General features: G+C 70.2%; 13 protein-coding genes. 7 read left to right on the top strand and 6 right to left on the bottom strand.

The window, feature by feature from the left end; translation table 11 throughout:
- Positions 1-2: 2 nt before the first annotated feature.
- Positions 3-1859 carry a molecular chaperone DnaK gene (gene dnaK / locus ACYVD5_RS02175; RefSeq protein ID WP_460999140.1) on the bottom strand — a complete coding sequence of 619 codons (1857 nt, stop codon included), beginning with the start codon at positions 1857-1859 and terminating at the stop codon, positions 3-5.
- 314 nt (positions 1860-2173) lie between these two features.
- A complete protein-coding gene (locus ACYVD5_RS02170) occupies positions 2174-3046 on the bottom strand; it encodes a class I SAM-dependent methyltransferase (protein WP_460999139.1) in 873 nt (290 codons plus the stop codon).
- Positions 3047-3166: 120 nt separating this feature from the next.
- Here ACYVD5_RS02170 and ACYVD5_RS02165 point away from each other — a divergent pair, with 120 nt between their 5' ends.
- Both ACYVD5_RS02165 and ACYVD5_RS02160 read left to right on the top strand, forming a co-directional pair.
- The gene (locus tag ACYVD5_RS02165; protein ID WP_460999138.1) at positions 3167-3772 is read left to right on the top strand and encodes a TetR/AcrR family transcriptional regulator; all 606 of its coding nucleotides are present in this window, start codon (positions 3167-3169) and stop codon (positions 3770-3772) included.
- A 253-nt stretch (positions 3773-4025) separates the two neighbouring features.
- Positions 4026-6188, top strand: coding sequence for a (Fe-S)-binding protein (locus tag ACYVD5_RS02160; protein ID WP_460999137.1), 2163 nt, complete (start codon positions 4026-4028; stop codon positions 6186-6188).
- A 261-nt stretch (positions 6189-6449) separates the two neighbouring features.
- On the opposite strand, the gene ACYVD5_RS02155 is transcribed toward ACYVD5_RS02160, so the two are convergent.
- The gene (locus tag ACYVD5_RS02155) at positions 6450-6653 is read right to left on the bottom strand and encodes a hypothetical protein (RefSeq protein ID WP_460999136.1); all 204 of its coding nucleotides are present in this window, start codon (positions 6651-6653) and stop codon (positions 6450-6452) included.
- A 305-nt stretch (positions 6654-6958) separates the two neighbouring features.
- Between ACYVD5_RS02155 and ACYVD5_RS02150 the strand changes: the two genes are divergently transcribed.
- On the top strand, positions 6959-7387 hold the full coding sequence (locus ACYVD5_RS02150) for a hypothetical protein (RefSeq protein ID WP_460999135.1): 429 nt from the start codon (positions 6959-6961) through the stop codon (positions 7385-7387).
- A gap of 188 nt (positions 7388-7575) precedes the next feature.
- Here ACYVD5_RS02150 and ACYVD5_RS02145 read toward each other — a convergent pair whose 3' ends face one another.
- Positions 7576-8793, bottom strand: a complete 1218-nt coding sequence (locus ACYVD5_RS02145) for an FUSC family protein (RefSeq protein ID WP_460999134.1) — start codon at positions 8791-8793, stop codon at positions 7576-7578.
- 296 nt (positions 8794-9089) lie between these two features.
- A complete protein-coding gene (locus ACYVD5_RS02140) occupies positions 9090-9641 on the bottom strand; it encodes a gamma carbonic anhydrase family protein (protein WP_460999133.1) in 552 nt (183 codons plus the stop codon).
- A gap of 363 nt (positions 9642-10004) precedes the next feature.
- Between ACYVD5_RS02140 and ACYVD5_RS02135 the strand changes: the two genes are divergently transcribed.
- Both ACYVD5_RS02135 and ACYVD5_RS02130 read left to right on the top strand, forming a co-directional pair.
- Entirely contained in the window at positions 10005-11339 is a 1335-nt protein-coding gene (locus ACYVD5_RS02135; protein ID WP_460999132.1) for a hypothetical protein, read from the top strand.
- A gap of 205 nt (positions 11340-11544) precedes the next feature.
- Positions 11545-11994, top strand: coding sequence for a GNAT family N-acetyltransferase (locus ACYVD5_RS02130; protein ID WP_460999131.1), 450 nt, complete (start codon positions 11545-11547; stop codon positions 11992-11994).
- Between the two features lie 202 nt (positions 11995-12196).
- On the opposite strand, the gene ACYVD5_RS02125 is transcribed toward ACYVD5_RS02130, so the two are convergent.
- A complete protein-coding gene (locus ACYVD5_RS02125; RefSeq protein WP_460999130.1) occupies positions 12197-13801 on the bottom strand; it encodes an MDR family MFS transporter in 1605 nt (534 codons plus the stop codon).
- A gap of 274 nt (positions 13802-14075) precedes the next feature.
- On the opposite strand from ACYVD5_RS02125, the gene ACYVD5_RS02120 reads away from it, so the two are divergent.
- Both ACYVD5_RS02120 and ACYVD5_RS02115 read left to right on the top strand, forming a co-directional pair.
- Positions 14076-14657, top strand: a complete 582-nt coding sequence (locus ACYVD5_RS02120; protein WP_460999129.1) for a TetR/AcrR family transcriptional regulator — start codon at positions 14076-14078, stop codon at positions 14655-14657.
- 247 nt (positions 14658-14904) lie between these two features.
- Positions 14905-16260, top strand: a complete 1356-nt coding sequence (locus tag ACYVD5_RS02115) for an alkaline phosphatase PhoX (protein ID WP_460999128.1) — start codon at positions 14905-14907, stop codon at positions 16258-16260.
- Positions 16261-16300: the final 40 nt, after the last annotated feature.

Here is a 16300-nt window from a genome sequence, read left to right as displayed (position 1 = left end):
GATCAGGCGTTGCCGTCCTTCTTGGCGTTGTCCTCGTCGACGATCTCGGCGTCAACGACGTCGTCGTCGCTCTGGGTCTGCCCGCCGGCGGCGGCGCTCTCGGCGCTGTCGGCGTCGCCCTGCTGGCCCTGGCCGTAGATGGAGGAACCGATCTTCTGGCTGGCCAGGGCGACCTTCTCGCTCGCCTGGCGGATGGCCTCGATGTCGGTGCCTTCCAGCGCGGTCTTCAGGTCGCCGACGGCGCTCTCGGTCTCGGTCTTGACCTCGGCCGGGATCTTGTCCTCGTTGTCCTTGATGACCTTCTCGGTCTGGTGGACGAGCGACTCGGCGTTGTTGCGGACCTCGGCCTCTTCGCGGCGCTTGCGGTCCTCCTCGGCGTACTCCTCGGCCTCGCGGACCATCTTGTCGATGTCGTCCTTGCTCATGGCCGAGCCGCCGGAGATGGTGACCGACTGCTCCTTACCGGTGCCCATGTCCTTGGCGGTCACGTTCACGATGCCGTTGGCGTCGATGTCGAAGGTGACCTCGATCTGGGGCACGCCGCGCGGGGACGGCGGCAGGCCGGTGAGGTCGAAGACGCCGAGCTTCTTGTTGTACTGCGCGATCTCGCGCTCGCCCTGGTAGACCTGGATCTGCACCGAAGGCTGGTTGTCGTCGGCCGTGGTGAAGATCTCGGACCGCTTGGTCGGGATGGTCGTGTTCTTCTCGATGAGCTTGGTGAACACGCCGCCCTTGGTCTCGATACCCAGCGACAGCGGGGTGACATCGAGCAGCAGGACGTCCTTGACCTCGCCCTTGAGCACGCCGCCCTGCAGAGCCGCGCCGATGGCAACGACCTCGTCGGGGTTGACGCCCTTGTTGGGCTCCTTGCCGCCGGTGAGCTCCTTGACCAGATCCACGACCGCGGGCATGCGGGTGGAACCGCCGACCATGACCACGTGGTCGATCTTGTCGACCTGGATGCCGGCGTCCTTGATGACCTGGCGGAACGGCTCCTTGGTGCGGTCCAGCAGGTCGGAGGTCAGGCGCTGGAACTCCGCGCGGGTCAGCTTTTCATCGAGGTGCAGCGGGCCCTCGGACGAAGCCGTGATGTAGGGCAGGTTGATGGCCGACTCGCTGGAGCTGGAGACCTCGATCTTGGCCTTCTCAGCGGCCTCGCGCAGCCGCTGCAGCGCCATCTTGTCCTTGGACAGGTCGACGCCGTTGTTGTTCTTGAAGCGCTCGACCAGCCAGTCGACGATCGCCTGGTCCCAGTCGTCGCCGCCCAGGTGGTTGTCGCCGTTGGTGGCCTTCACCTCGACCACGCCGTCGCCGACCTCGAGCAGGGAGACGTCGAAGGTACCGCCGCCGAGGTCGTAGACCAGGATGGTGGCCTCGTCCTCTTTCTCCAGGTGGTAGGCCAGCGCCGCCGAGGTGGGCTCGTTGATGATGCGCAGGACGTTGAGACCCGCGATCGTGCCGGCTTCCTTTGTGGACTGGCGCTGGGAGTCGGAGAAGTACGCCGGAACCGTGATGACGGCGTCGGTGACCTCCTCGCCCAGGTACGCCTCGGCGTCGCGCTTCAGCTTCTGCAGCACGAACGCGCTGATCTGCTGGGAGTTGAAGTCCTTGTCGTCGATCTGGGTCTTCCAGTCGGTGCCCACGTGGCGCTTCACCGAACGGATGGTCCGGTCGACGTTGGTGACCGCCTGACGCTTTGCGACCTCGCCGACGAGCACCTCGCCGTTCTTGGCGAAGGCAACGACGGACGGGGTGGTCCGGGCACCTTCGGCGTTGGCGATGACCGTGGGCTCGCCGCCCTCCAGGACCGAGACGACCGAGTTCGTCGTCCCCAGGTCGATACCGACCGCACGTGCCATGAGTACGTTCCTCCGTCAGAGTTGAGTCTTACAGGCGTAAGTTTGCTTCGCGGCTCGCGTGCTGTCAAATCACTTGAGCCGAGGGGGCTCAATGCCTGTTTCCGACTCCTATAACGGACGGGACCGCGGCGTTTGTTCCCGCTGGAACCGGCCGGCCCGGCAAGCTCCGGGACCGGCCGGGGTGGCCTCAGGGCCGCCTCAGGGGCGCGCGCGGCGGATTCAGGGGTGCGGGAGGCCCGCCGCACGGGGCCGCCCGCGCTCGGCGCGGTAGCGGGGAGCGCGGGCGGGCGGGAGCGTGCGGGAGGGCCCGCCGGTCACGCGGCGCCGGTTTCGGCTCCGGGTTGGGCCCGATCGCCGCCGCCGGTTCGCACCGCGGTGAGGACCACTGTGGTGTAGTTCATGGTGAAGCCGCCGCCCAGCCGGTCGATGGCGGCCCCCAGACCCGCCAGCACCTTCTCCAGCCGGTCCGGCTCAAGGCGGGTGAGGTACCCGGTGGTGGGGATGGCGTCCAGCCACTCGTCGCGGGTGTAGTACCGCTCCCAGGAGAACCGCCACCGCTCCGGGGCGCCGAACGAGCCCGAGTGCCCCAGGCCGGAGGCGGCGCGGGCGATTATCTCCGAGTAGGGCTCCGTATCGGCGGTCGCAGACGTTGAGGCGGTATAGGCGGCGAGCGGGGACTCGGGTATCACCCGCTGGTAGACCTCGGCGGCGGCCCGGGTCAGTTCGGGCGGTGGCCCGTCCGCGTTCCAGAACACCGCCAGGCGGCCGCCGGGCCGCAGTGCGGCGGCCGCCTTGGCCGCTCCGCGGTCCGGGTCCACCCAGTGCCAGCTCTGCGCGGCGGTGATCGCGTCGAACCGCCGCCCGGCGGGGTCCCAGTCCTCGAAGGCGGCGAGTTCGACCTCGGTGCCGCGCCTGCGTGCGAGGCCGGCCATGCGGGCGTCGGGTTCGACCCCGAGCACCCGGCAGCCGGCCCGCTGGAACTGCCGGGCGGCGATGCCGGTGCCGCAGCCGGCGTCGCAGACGCCGGGCCCGGCGGCGGCGATCCGCTCGACCATGGCAGCGGGGTAGCGGGGCCGGGCGCGGTCGTAGCGTGCGGCGTCCGTGCCGAACGACTCGGCCATCTGTCGTTGCTGGTGGGGCTGCTGTTCCTCGGAGCGCGATCCGCGTTCCGGCGGTATAGTGGGCATGCGCCCACTATTAATGGGCGGGTGCCCACTCGTCAATGGAGCGCCCAGGGAAAGCGCCCGGCAACAGAAGTCCGCGCCGCAGCCGCAGCCGAACACGCCGGAACAAGAGGAGGAGGCGCGTTGCCCACGGGAGTCGCCATCCGCGACGCACGCGAACAGCTTTTCAATGCCGCCGAACGCGTCGTGCTGCGCGACGGGCCCGGTGCGCTGACCAGCAGGGCGGTCACCACCGAGGCCGATTGCGCCAAAGGCGTGCTGCACCGGCACTTCGCCGACTTCGACGCCTTCCTCGCCGCGTTCGTACTGGAGCGTGTCGTCGCGCCGGGTGGCCGGGCGGCCGCCGATCTGCGCGGCGTCGCCGGTACGGGAACCGTCGCCGGCAACCTGGCCGGCGCGCTGGCGGACCTGCTCAACCCGCTGGCCATGGCCGCCATGGGGTTGGCCATCGCCCGCGACGGCCTCCGCGCCCGGTTGCGCGAGGCCGGGGCGAGCGGCCTCGCCGTCGCGGCAGAGGCCGCGGCGGCGGTCGCCGGCTACCTGGCGGCCGAGCGCGAGTTGGGCCGTATCGCGGTCGGCACCGACATCGACACGCTCGCCCCCACGCTGGTCGGGGCCGCCCACCTGCTCTTCGCCGACCGCGAAGCCGACCCGCCCGATCCCGCGGCCGTCCGAGGGATGGTGGCCACCGTGGTCGCCGGCGCCGTGGCCGAACCTCCGCCGCCGTGAACGCCTGCCCGAAGTCCGCGGACCGCCCCGCCCTCCGCTCCCCGGCGCATCCCCGCCCCGCCGATGGGGCTTGCCGGGGCGGGTGGTCCCGCCGATTCGCTGCGCAGCATGGTCTTCTACCGTTGGACGGCGGCCGTTGCGGCGCCGCGCCAGGGGCGGCGGACCCACCACGTATTACTGGCTAGTAACATATGGGTGGGCCTCCGATGTGTGGCGCATCGGGGAACGACAGCAGGATGGGAGGCCGCGGGCGATGCTCTACACGGTTCTGGGGATCATCACGACCGTCGTCGCCGTGGTCGGCGTCGCCACGTTCGCGTTCGGCATCAGCCGGATGGTGCGGACCGTGCGGCTGGGCCGGCCGGCCGAGAAAGGCCGGACGGGACCGTTCGGCCGGCGGCTGACGACCACGCTCATCGAGGTACTGGGGCACACCCGGATGCTGAAGCGGCCGTGGGTGGGTGTCGCCCACTGGTTCGTGATGGTGTCCTTCCCCCTGCTGGTCTTCACCGTTGCCGAGGCGCACGGCGAGGTGTGGGATCCGCACTTCCACCTGCCGCTGATCCATGACTGGACGGTCTACGGGCTGTTCATCGAGGCGGTCTCGGCAGTCGGACTCATCGCGATCGTGGGCCTGGCCGCCTACCGCCAACTCAAGGGTCCGCGGCGGATCGGCCGCGAATCCCGCTTCGCCAACTCGGTGCACTGGACGGCCTACTACGTCGAGGCCTACATCATCGCCCTGCTGGCCTGCATCTTCGTGATCCGCGGGTTCAAGGTCGCCATGAACGACTTCCCGTTCCCGGTGTGGGCCACCCCGGTCTCCCACGCGCTCGGTGCCGTGCTGCCGGCGAGCGAACCGGCCCTGGCGCTGGTGGCCGCGTTCAAGCTGCTCATCTCCTGGATGTTCTTCATGGTCCTGGCCGCGGTGCTGACCATGGGCATCGGCTGGCACCGCTTCACCGCGCCGTTCAACATCTACTTCAAACGCGACCCCGACGGCGCTCCGGCGCTGGGCGCGGCCAAGCCGATGATGGACAAGACCGGCAAGGAGCCGCTGGACTTTGAGGAGGCCGACCCCGACGAGGGCCCGTTCGGCGTCGGCAAGGTCGAGGACTTCACCTGGAAGGGCCTGCTCGACTTCAGCACCTGCACCGAGTGCGGGCGCTGCCAGTCGCAGTGCCCGGCGTGGAACACCGGCAAGCCGCTCTCGCCCAAGAAGCTGATCACGGACCTGCGCGACCACGCCTACGCCAAGGCGCCCTACCTGATGCAGGGGGTCACCGAGGAGACGCCCGATATCCACGACGACGTCCTGGCCCTGCTCGGCAAGCCTTTGGTGGGCACCGAGGAGGAGGGCGGCATCATCCACCCCGACGTGCTGTGGTCCTGCACCAACTGCGGTGCCTGCGTCGAGCAGTGCCCGGTCGACATCGAGCACATCGACCACATCATGGACATGCGCCGCTACCAGGTGATGATCGAGTCCAGCTTCCCGTCCGAGGCCAACACGCTGCTGAAGAACCTCGAAAACAAGGGCAACCCCTGGGGCATGGCCGAGGACCGGCGCATGGACTGGATCGGCGAGCTCGACTTCGAGGTCCCGGTGGTCGAGGACAAGCTCCCCGAGGGCACCGAGTACCTGTTCTGGGTCGGCTGCGCCGGAGCGCTGGAGGACCGCGCCAAGAAGACCACCAAGGCCATCGCCGAACTACTGCACACGGCCGGGGTGAAGTTCGCGGTCCTGGGCGGCATGGAGGCCTGCACCGGCGACCCCGCGCGGCGGCTGGGCATGGAGTACGTGTTCCAGATGCTCGCCCAGCAGAACGTCGAGACCTTGAACGAGGCCGGGGTCACCAGGATCGTGGCGAGCTGCCCGCACTGCTTCAACACGCTGGGCAACGAGTACCCGCAGCTCGGCGGCGAATACGACGTCATCCACCACAGCCAACTGCTGGCCAAGCTGGTCGAGGAGGGGCGGCTCACCCCGGTACAGCCGATCGAGGAGAACATCACCTACCACGACCCCTGCTTCCTGGGCCGCCACAACAAGGTCTACACGCCGCCGCGCGACATCATGGCGCAGGTGCCCGGCATCACCACCAAGGAGATGCACCGGCACAAGGAGCGCGGCTTCTGCTGCGGTGCGGGCGGCGCGCGCATGTGGATGGAGGAGCGGATCGGCAAGCGCATCAACACCGAGCGGGTCGACGAGGCGCTGACCACCGATCCCGACACGGTCTCGACCGCCTGCCCGTTCTGCCAGGTGATGCTGGGCGACGCCATCAACGAGAAGAAGTCGCAGGGCGAGGCCAAGGAGTCCCTGGAGGTCGTCGACGTCTCCCAGCTGCTGCTGCGCTCGGTCAAGGGCGATGCGGCCCCGGCCGGCGAGGCGGGCGAGAAGGAGAACGCCTAAGGGCGCCTGAGTATCGGGTATCCGCGGGGCGGCCTGCTAGTCCGGGCCGCCCGGCCGGTCCGAGCCGCCCTGGGCGCCGCAGGCGGGGCGGGGTGCCGGGCCGCCGATCGCGACCGCGGGATCTCCGGCGCGGCAGGACCGCGCTCCGGGCAGCCGCCGCCCGGGGCGCGGCCCTGCCGCGCCGGTGGCCGCGGCCCCGGCACCGGATGGCCGGGTAAGCAGCGCAGCGGTGGTTCGCGGTTCGCCCGGAAAACCGGTGGTTCAGCCGGCGCCGTGCGGTTGGGCGGTGCGTCCGAGCGGCCGGCGGCGCGCCTGCTCGGGCACGGCAGGGCACACGCCCAGCACAATGTCGATCTCCTCGTAGGTCAGCCGCCGGTCCGACCCGGCGGCCGCGATCAGGAGTTCGGCGTAGAGCTCGATCTCCGCCAGCGCCACCTGGTCGTGGAGGCGCAAGTCGGGATCCATCCGCGCCCACCTCCATTGACAGCACCACGGGGACGCGACCCGCCCTGGACAGGAAACGCGGAAGGTCGCGAGTATCCCCGAATCGGCCACGGCCGCCGTGGGATCCCGCCCGGGACATCCCGCTAATCGCAGGTTACGTCGTGGTAGTCCCCGGACGCATGACCCAGACGGGCCATTCTTAACTTCGCGTTCAAGTAGTCATCCGGCGGTATACGCACCCGGACACCGGGCACCGAACGGACTAGACGGCAGCTGCTTGGCCGGTCCCAGTGGTCACGCCGGGCCCTGCGTGCGAATATCGGTGCGTGCACTATCACGGGTACTTCTGGCGCGGATCCGACAGTGAACGCTCGCGCAAGGCGCGTGACGCCCATATCGACGGACCCCAGTTCGCCACCGCCGATGTGCCGCCGATCAAGATGGGCTGGTGGCTGCGCAAGCCCGCGGACAGGATCTCGGGAACCTGGCACACCGCGCAGGACGCCGCGCAGTGGATGGTCGACCGATACGAGACCGTACGCGCGGAGATCAACGGATCCGGCGCGTTCTGGTCCCCCCACGGCGACCGGGGCGACCGGTACGCCGCGACTCTGCGCGACATCGCCGCCGGCCGCGATGTCACCTGGCAGTACCAACTCGGCGGCGACGAACGCGCCTTCGTCTCGGTCGTCGCCTGCTCACCCAACCACTGGGACCCCGAAGCCGCCTGCCCCCTGGAGGCGCGCCGGAACTAGGGGGTGGTCGGCCGGTCCGTCCGCGGGCGGCGGGGGCGCGCGGTCACCGACCCTGCGGAAATGCCCGGAATACAACGCTGGGACCGGCATGTCCGCATGATCATCAACGGGAAACCGACATAACGGGCGCACAGCCACCCTGCAATCCGGTGATGTCAATCGGTGCTCACACACTTCCTAAACAGGGCTCAACCCTCCGGCATCTCCCGGTTCACGCTGCGTTGGAGCAGGTCGCAGGTGTACTGGAACTCCTCCTGGAGCCGGCTCGCCTCGATCAGCAGGGCGCCGTACGGGCTCGACCGGTCGGTGATGATGAATTGGATGTCCTCGGCACCCTCGGAGAGCCGGTTGGCGTAGTCGCCGGCCTGGTCTGCCAGGGATTGCAGGTGTCCGGACTGCTCCACGAGCCGGTTTTCCTCGACCTCGCTCAGCTCCCGGGTGATTTCGGCGAGCGAGGCCAGGAAGTCGGCGTAGAGCTCCAGGAACCCCTGACGCTGCGGGCCCTGCTGGGTTTCGGTGACGGACTCGTCGAGTGCCCGGGCGACGGAGGACAGCTGGGAGGCGCTCCGTTCGAGGGCATCCACCACGCTCGCGTAGCCGGTGAACCCCTGCTGGGGCATCCGGTGGCGGTTCAGCAGCCGCCGCGGGTTGTAGTAGGTGCTTTCTTTGGCCGTCCGCACCGCGCTGCGAACCTCCGCGATGGTCCCCTCCATACGGTTCGCGCGGCTCCGCCACTGCTCGGTGCGCTCCTTGTCGAGCTGTCCTTCGCGCAGCGGCGGGTGCATGTCCGACAGCAGGTCGCAGAGTGCGTGGGACAGTGCGCGGACCCCATACTCGGCGCTGCGGAAGCGCATCGGCGGGATGACGAGCACGTTGACCACGACGCCGATCGTGCACCCGATGGCGACCAGCAGCAGGATCTGCCCGAGCTGGGTGGCGCGCTCGATGGGGCTGGTGGCCATGATGTACATCGCGAAGGCGAAGAACGCCGCGGTGACCACCTGCGAGCCCTGCGAACCGAGCCGGGGCCAGCGGCCGATCGCCAGGGCGATGAGCGTGACGATCACGAACGTCAGCAGGTTGGGTCCGGCGAGGAATCCGACCACGCCCTGGACGGCCACACCGGCGCCGACCGCGCCGAGGTAGCGCACCGACTGGGCGATCGACTGGTAGATGGTCACTTGGATCATCAGTACGGCCGAGAACGGCGCGAACGCCGGGGCGGCGGCGTGCAGCAGGTGGTAGGAGATGATCCAGGCGATCGTGGCCGCCAGGGTGCTCTTGCCGATCAGCAGCAGGGTGTAGCGCTCGTGGCCCGCTGCTGTGGCGCGCCGCAGCCACTGGCCCAGGCGCGGCCAGATCCCCAGTGGTGCCGGCCGCCTTCCCGACCGTTCCGACGGTCGCATTGCCTCACCCCCGTGCCGAACGCCTGCCCCGGTGACCCGTTACCGCTGGCCGTTAACCGGATTCGGGGCGGACATGTGCAGGGGGAGGCGGCGATCGGGTGGGAGAGGGTTTCCGCTGGTGGCGGCTTGCGCGGCCGACGCAGGGGGCGCCACAGGGGACCGGCGCAGCGGGACCGCGCAGCAAGGCGGCAAAGCCCGGTCCGGCAAAAGCATGGTCTGGCAAAGCCGGGCAAAGGCGGTCCCGTCCGGACGCCGGCCGGGCCGCCGGACGCCGGGGACGAGCCCCGGGCGGGGGCTCAGGAGCGGCGGCCCCGGGGGCCGCTGAGCCAGGTGACCTCGCGGTGGCGTTCGGCGTAGCGGGCGTACTTCTCGGGGGTTTCGGCAAAGCCCGCACGGTCCTCGTCGGTCAGTTCGCGCACGACCTTGCCCGGCAGGCCCGCCCACAGGGTGCCCGCCGGCACGTGTTTGCCGGGCGGTACGAGCGCGCCCGCTGCGACCAGGGCGCCTTCGCCCACGGTGGCGCCGCCCAGCACGATCGCGCCGATACCGATCAGGGCGCCCTCGCCGATCTCGGCGCCGTGCACCATGGCCTTGTGCCCCAGGCTGACCCGGTCGGCCAGCACGGCCGGTTCGCCCGGGTCGGAGTGCAGCCCGCACTGGTCCTGGATGTTGCACAGCCGCCCGATCACGATGTCCTCGGTGTCGGCGCGCACCACCGAGCCGTACCAGACGCTGCTGCGGGAACCGATGCGCACGCGTCCGACGACGACCGCGCCGGGGGCGATCCAGGCATCATGGTGGATGTCGGGTTCCCCGAACGGGGCATCTCCGACCAAGGGAGCGGACACCTGCACCTCCTTGCCGCCCGGCCGTCGCCCGAGCCGCGTGTCGAATGGTCCACACCGGCCCCGCGCCGCCGTGAACGGGCATACCTTAGTAGTGCGGTGGGCACGGCGGCCGCGGCGCAACGCCGCGCGGGAACGATACATCCAGGCTATTGAGGGGGAGGTGCAGGGCCCATTACCGTAGTCGCCTCCCCCAGTGTTCACTTAGTCACACTTTGCACGCGATACGGCTCTCTGCGCGGGTTTCCCATGACACCGCCAAGCTTGGGGAATGGATGTCATTGACGTGTTTTCCGGGTGTTATGGGAATGATAGGCAGGGAGTCCGGCCACCATCCCATTGGCAGCCAACCTGGTTGATTAGGACATGAACGAGCACAGCGCAGAGATCTTGCCGAACTTCCTTCGAGAAGAAGCCTTCCCGACCGAGAAGCGGGGCTACAGCAAGCGCCAGGTCGACGACTACGTGGTGCGCAACCACAACCAGACCCGCGATCTGCAGGAGCGGCTGGCGCGCGCCCACGACGAGCTGGAGCAGCTCCGCCGCGAGCTGGCCGAGGCCAAGGAACAGGCCGCGGTCAAGCCCGAGCACGAACAGATCAGCGAACGCATGTCCACCATCCTGCGCATCGCCGAGGAAGAGGCGAAGGAGAAGCGCAGCAAGGTCGACAACGAGGTCGATTCCATCCGCGGCAAGGCCGAGGAGGAAGCCACCAAGCGGCTGAAGGACGCCGAGGAGCACGCCGAGCGCGTCGTCTCCAGCGCGCGTTCCGAATCCCACGAGATGGTCTCGACGGCCAAGCAGGAGGCCGAACAGCTCCGCGCGCAGGCCGCCGAGGAGACCGAGCGCCGGGTCGCCGACGCTGAGGCCAGGGCCAAGAAGATCAACGAAACCGCCGACCGCCGCCTGGCCACGCTCACGGCCACGCACAACGAGGCGGTGCGCCGGCTGACCGACATGCACGGCACGCTCGCCGAGCTGCTCGACGCCGAGAACAAGTCGGGCCCGCTCGAAGCCGGCCTGTCCAAAGCCGAGGTCGATGCCGAGCAGCGCGAGGCGGCGGCCGAGCCCGGGCAGCACACCAAGCAGTCCGGGCCGCAGCGCCCGCAGCAACCGCAACCGCAACCGCAGCAGGCGCAGCAGGGCCGCCAAGGCGGTCAGGGCGGTCAGGGCGGCCAGCAGCAGGCCCAACCCGCCGCTCAGCAGGGGCGCAAGCCGCAGCAACCGCAGCAGCCCGCCCAACGGCCGCAGCCTGCCGCGCAGGGCCAAGCCGCTCCGGCCGTTGCTCCGCAGCAGCCGCCCGCGGGCTCAGGCGCCCGCGGCAACACGGGCGGCGACGCCCCGATGGGGCAGCAGGCATCGGCCGCCGGCGGCGGCGATCCGGCTGGGGACGACGAGACCACCACGCGGGTCGGTCCGGCCGCGCAGCCGCTCGACGTCGCCGACGGTTCCACCGTCCGGCTCAACCCGTCTCCGCCGGCCGGAGCCCAGGGCGAAAACGCGGACTTCACGTCGCAGCCCGTCCGGCAGGCCCCGCAACCGCAGGGTGCGCGCTACGCGGGCCCTGCACCGCAGCCGGCACCGCAGCAGCCGCAGCAGGGCGGTCCGGCCCAACCGGCCAACGACCCGGGCGTGACCGGCATCCAGCAGCGGCCCGACGACCCGGAGGCAACTGAGGGAGTGCGCATCATCAAGCCGTGACCCGGCGCGGTCCGCGCGATCAGCGGGAGCGTCCATCGCGTGCGCGCCCCGCAAGCACGGACCGCCGACGGCCGGGTTGGACGGGACTCGCTCATGTTCACCAGCGGGGCGGGGGCGCGCAACGCGCCCCCGCTCTGTGGTATTTGTCCTGGCCTGAGGGGGGACGTCGGCCTTTGTGTCGATGTCGGCTACGATGCCGGAAGCCATGATTATCCGCTCGGCCATTCGGTCTGACCTCGGTGCGATTCTGCGGCTCCTTCGCGATCTGGGCGAAACCGTCCCTGCGCAGAGCAGCACGGTCCGCATGTCCTCAGCAGCGGTGCGTGCCTGGACCCGGATGGAGAACGACCCCGACCGCTCGGTCCTGGTCGCCGAGCGCCGCGGCCAGATCATCGGCACCCTGGATCTGCTGGTGGTCGCCAACCTCACCCACGACGCGCAGTCCTGGGCGATCGTCGACAACCTGGTGGTCGATCCGGCGTGCCGCCGCGGCGGTGTCGGCCGCGCGCTGATGGAAGAGGCCGTCGACCGCGCCTCCCGCGCCGGCTGCTACAAGATCGAGTTGCTCTCCCACGAGAACGGCAGCGGCGCGCACGCCTTTTACGAGTCGGTGGGCTTCGCGAACTCGGCCCAGGGCTTCCGCCGCTACCTCTGAGCGTCCAAGCTCGCCTGCTGCCGCCTCGCCCCGCCCTGGCCGCCCGCGCGCGTGCACCGGCGCTGCGCTGTCCGGGGAACCGGGCGGGAGCCGGCACAGGTACGGCAACAAGCGAAAGGGACGCACCGCGTCCGGCCGGAGCAGGAGCGGTGCGCCCCGAAAGCGCCGCTTGCCGCGCAGGACGGGCGCGCGGTTCAGCGGTTCAGCGTCCCGAACGCAGCGGGACCTGCTTGAAGAAGAGCACGATCGCGAATGCGACCACCGCGATCGGTATGCCCAGGGTGAACACGGTGTGCATCGCGTTGCTGAAGGCCGTTATGACCGCTTCCTGTGCGGCGGGCGGCAGCGCGTGGATCGCGTCGGGCGAGCCCGTGGCCGAGCCCGACAATTCGCCCGGCGCGGAACCGCCCGCGCGTTCGGCGAACCGGGCGAGTTCGTCGTGCAGCCGGTTGGTCATCACCGAGCCGAACATGGCAACGCCCATCGCGCCGCCGAGGTTGCGGAAGAACGACACCGCCGAGGTCGCCGAGGCCAGATCCGCCCGTGCGACCGCGTTCTGGGTGGCCAGGATGAGGATCTGCATACACAGCCCCAGCCCCAGGCCGATCTGGGCCACGCCGACGGCGACCAGCACCAGGCCGGAGTCCACGTCCAGCAGGGTCAGGGTGCAGAAGCCGGTCGCGATGAGCACCGTGCCCACGGTCGGGAAGATCTTCCACTTGCCGGTGCGGCTGACCAGGAAACCCGAGGCCACCGAGGCCACCAGCAGGCCGAGCACCATCGGCAGCGTCATCAGTCCCGAGGCCGTCGGGCTGAGCCCCTGCACGATCTGCAGGTACTGCGGCAGGTAGATCATCACGCCGAACATGCTCATGCCGACCGCGGCCGAGGCCAGCGAGCCGAGCACGAACGTGCCGTTGCGGAACAGGCGCGGCGGCAGGATCGGGTCCTGGGCGCGCCTCTCGACCAGCACGGCGGCCGCGATCAGCACGGCCGCGGCGGCGATCAGCGCGTAGGAGGGCGCCGATTGCCAGGCGAACTCCTGGCCGCCCAGGCTCAGCAGCAGCATGGCAGCGCTGGCGGCGCCGACGATGCAGGTCGCGCCCCACCAGTCGATGCGGTTATTGGTGTGCGGGCGCGCGGGCAGCTTGAGCAGGCGCTGGATGACGATGAAGGCGACCACCGCCAGGGGCACGGTGATGAAGAAGCACCAGCGCCAACCCAGGGGGCTGTCGACCAGGAAGCCGCCCAGTAGCGGTCCGCCCACGGTCGCCACGCCGAACACCGAGCCGAGGAACCCGGAGTAGCGGCCGCGCTCGCGCGGCGCGACCACGTCGCCGAGGATGATCTGCGGCAGTGCGGCCAGCCCGCCGGTGCCGATGCCCTGGAAGAACCGGGCCGCGATGAGCCAGGCCATGTCGTTGGCGAAGCCGGCGGCGACCGATGAGGTAATGAAGATGACCAGGGCGATCTGGAACAGCAGCTTGCGGCCCCAGACGTCGGAGAGTTTGCCCCACACGGGTGTGGAGGCGGTCATCGTCAGCAGGGTGGCGCTGGCCACCCAGGACAGCCGGTCCTGCCCGCCCAGTTCGCCGACGATGGTGGGCAGCGCCGTGCCCACGATCGAGGTGGTGAGCATCGAGGTCAGCATGGCCAGCATCAGCCCGATGAGGATGTTGATGATCTGGCGCCGGGAGTAGTTCACCGGTGCCTCATCAACGGCCGTATCGGCGGCGGGCTCCCCCGGGGCGGCGTCGGCCGGCCGGTCCGTTCCGGCTAAATCCGATTCTGCTGAGCGTTGCTCCACGTTCGCGTTCTCCTGTTCATAGCCCCGTGTGCGCTGCTGCGGTGGCGGGCCCCGCGGCGGTGCGTGCGCGCTGGATCCGCCGGATCGGGGCCGGGTGCCGGTGGCATGGCGAACCGCCCCCGGTGCGAACGGGGGTGGTTCGGGTGGATTGCCTCCTATCCAGGTATAAGTAAACAGTGTTGACTTGTCAAGTCGGGGCGTTATAGTGCGGAGGACCAAGTACGAGAGGCGTCGCTGAGCAGGGACTCTGCGACGGCGACAGCATGGGAGCGGGATGGACCAGCCGGACGCCGCCGACACCTGCCAGGGGCGGGTGCGCGACCGCGAGGCCACGCGCCAGCGCATTCTCGACAGCGCCCGCGATCTGTTCACGACCGAGGGCTACGAGCAGGTGTCCTCGCGCCGCATCGCAGCCGAGGCCGGGGTCAATGTCGCGCTGATCAACCGCTACTTCGGTGCCAAACGCGGCCTGCTCGCCGAGGTCGTCGCCGAGGACGCCGCGTTCCCCGGCGTTTTCGAGGGCGACCGCGCCTCGCTGCCGCGGCGCATCGCCGAGCACGTCGTCTACCGCTCGCTGGGCGAGAGCACCCCGCTGCAGCGCGCGCTGGTCCACTCCATGGGCGACCCCGACCTGCAGTCGGTCTTCCAGGAGCGGTTGCAGGGCGCGATCATCGGGCCGCTGGCCGCCTACATCGGCGGCGCCGACGCCCGCACCCGCGCCACCCTCGTGGCCGCGCTGCTGATCGGTATCGGCAGCGTCCGGCGGATGGGCGGGGCCGACTCGCTGATGGAACAGGATCCCGAGGCGCTCGTCCAGCGGATGGTCCGGATCGTCGAGCGCTGCCTGGAGGAGTGAGCGCCGCCGAACCCGGCTCGGCGGGTGGGCGGGTGCGGCGCCGGCTGCGGGCGGGCGCCGAGACCTCCGGCGCCGCAGGGCTTCCCGTATGCCCGCGCACGGGCGGCCATCCTCCGGTAACCGAGTGCGATAAGCCCGCGTGGCGGGTGTTGCGTGCGGCGTCAGCGAGCGGAGACGTGCAGATCATGTCCAGGTCACTTGGGCGAGGTTGGCTCACCAGGTCCGCAAACTCGTCAAAGGAGGGCCGATGCCCGACAAGTTCGAGGCACAGACATCCGGTGTGAACCGCAGGCGTTTCCTGGCAGGTACCGGCCTGGTCGGTGCCGCAACCGCACTGCAAGGGCTCATGGGCCAGACCGCGGCCTACGCGTCCGGCCCGGGCGCCGGCAACAACCGCGGCGGCGTCGCCCCTGAAAACGGCGGCTACGGACCGCTGCGCCCCGCCGGCCCCGATGGCGAATTGCTGCTGCCCGCGGGCTTCTCCTACGTGGCGTTCGGCCAGACCGGCACCGAGATGAGCGACGGCACGCCCACCCCGGGCCGCCACGACGGCATGGCCGCGTTCGAGAGCCCGGACGGCGCGCTGCGCCTGGTGCGCAACCACGAGCAGAGCGGCGGCGCGGCATTCGCCTCGCCCAACTACGACCCGCAGGCGGCGGGCGGCACCACCACGCTGGAGTTCGACCCCGAGGCCATGCGCCTGGTCGGCTCGTCCGCCAGCCTCTCCGGGACCATCCGCAACTGCGCCGGCGGTCCCACGCCCTGGGGCTCGTGGCTGTCCTGCGAGGAGACCTTCACCGGCCTCGACACCGACACCCCGCACGGCTATATCTTCGAGGTGCCCGTCGACGCCGACGGCCCGGTGGACCCGGTGCCCTACAAGGCGATGGGCCGGTTCACCCACGAGGCGATCGCGGTCGACCCCAACACCGGGATCGTCTACGAGACCGAGGACCGCGGCAGCTCCGGTTTCTACCGGTTCGTCCCCGACAAGCCATCGGACCTGGGCAAGGGCGGGCGGCTGCAGATGCTCGCGATCAAGGACCACTCGCGCTACGACACCCGCACCGGCCAGCGCTCCGGCAAGCCGCTGGCGGTGGAATGGGTCGACATCGCCGAGCCCGACCCCGACAGCGGCGACTCGCTGGCGGTGTTCAACCAGGGCCGCGAGCAGGGCGGCGCTGTCTTCGCCCGGCTGGAAGGCGCCTGGTACGGCGACGGTGCGATCTACATCGTCTCGACCAGCGGCGGCGACGCCGGCCTGGGCCAGGTGTGGGAGTACCGCCCCCGCGGCCGGTCCGGCGGGCAGTTGGTGCTGGTCTACGAGTCGGTCGACCCGGAGCTGCTGCAGAGCCCCGACAACATCTGCGTCTCGCCCAACAGCGGCGGCCTGGTGCTGTGCGAGGACGGCTCGGGCACCGACATGCTGCGCGGCGTGACCGACCGGGGCGAGATCTTCGACTTCGCCGCGTTGAACAGCAGCAACACCAGTGAGCTGGCCGGGGCGACCTTCAGCCCCGACGGGCAGGTGCTCTTCTTCAACGTGCAGACCCCCGGTATCACCTACGCGGTCACCGGCCCGTGGCGGAGCGGCGCGCTGTAGCGGTTGGGCGGCGGCCACCGGCGGTCGGCGGCAGGCCCCA

This window comes from Streptomonospora sediminis (assembly GCF_054778995.1).
This window is presented reverse-complemented; position numbering and strand designations above follow the sequence as displayed.

Bases quoted from the DNA above. Each gene is read 5' to 3' on its own strand.
- ACYVD5_RS02170 (WP_460999139.1), bottom strand. From the start codon at position 3,046: ATGCCCACTATACCGCCGGAACGCGGATCGCGCTCCGAGGAACAGCAG.
- ACYVD5_RS02155 (WP_460999136.1), bottom strand. From the start codon at position 6,653: ATGGATCCCGACTTGCGCCTCCACGACCAGGTGGCGCTGGCGGAGATC.
- ACYVD5_RS02130 (WP_460999131.1), top strand. From the start codon at position 11,545: ATGATTATCCGCTCGGCCATTCGGTCTGACCTCGGTGCGATTCTGCGG.
- ACYVD5_RS02115 (WP_460999128.1), top strand. From the start codon at position 14,905: ATGCCCGACAAGTTCGAGGCACAGACATCCGGTGTGAACCGCAGGCGT.
- ACYVD5_RS02120 (WP_460999129.1), top strand. From the start codon at position 14,076: ATGGACCAGCCGGACGCCGCCGACACCTGCCAGGGGCGGGTGCGCGAC.
- ACYVD5_RS02160 (WP_460999137.1), top strand. From the start codon at position 4,026: ATGCTCTACACGGTTCTGGGGATCATCACGACCGTCGTCGCCGTGGTC.
- dnaK (WP_460999140.1), bottom strand. From the start codon at position 1,859: ATGGCACGTGCGGTCGGTATCGACCTGGGGACGACGAACTCGGTCGTC.
- ACYVD5_RS02145 (WP_460999134.1), bottom strand. From the start codon at position 8,793: ATGCGACCGTCGGAACGGTCGGGAAGGCGGCCGGCACCACTGGGGATC.
- ACYVD5_RS02135 (WP_460999132.1), top strand. From the start codon at position 10,005: ATGAACGAGCACAGCGCAGAGATCTTGCCGAACTTCCTTCGAGAAGAA.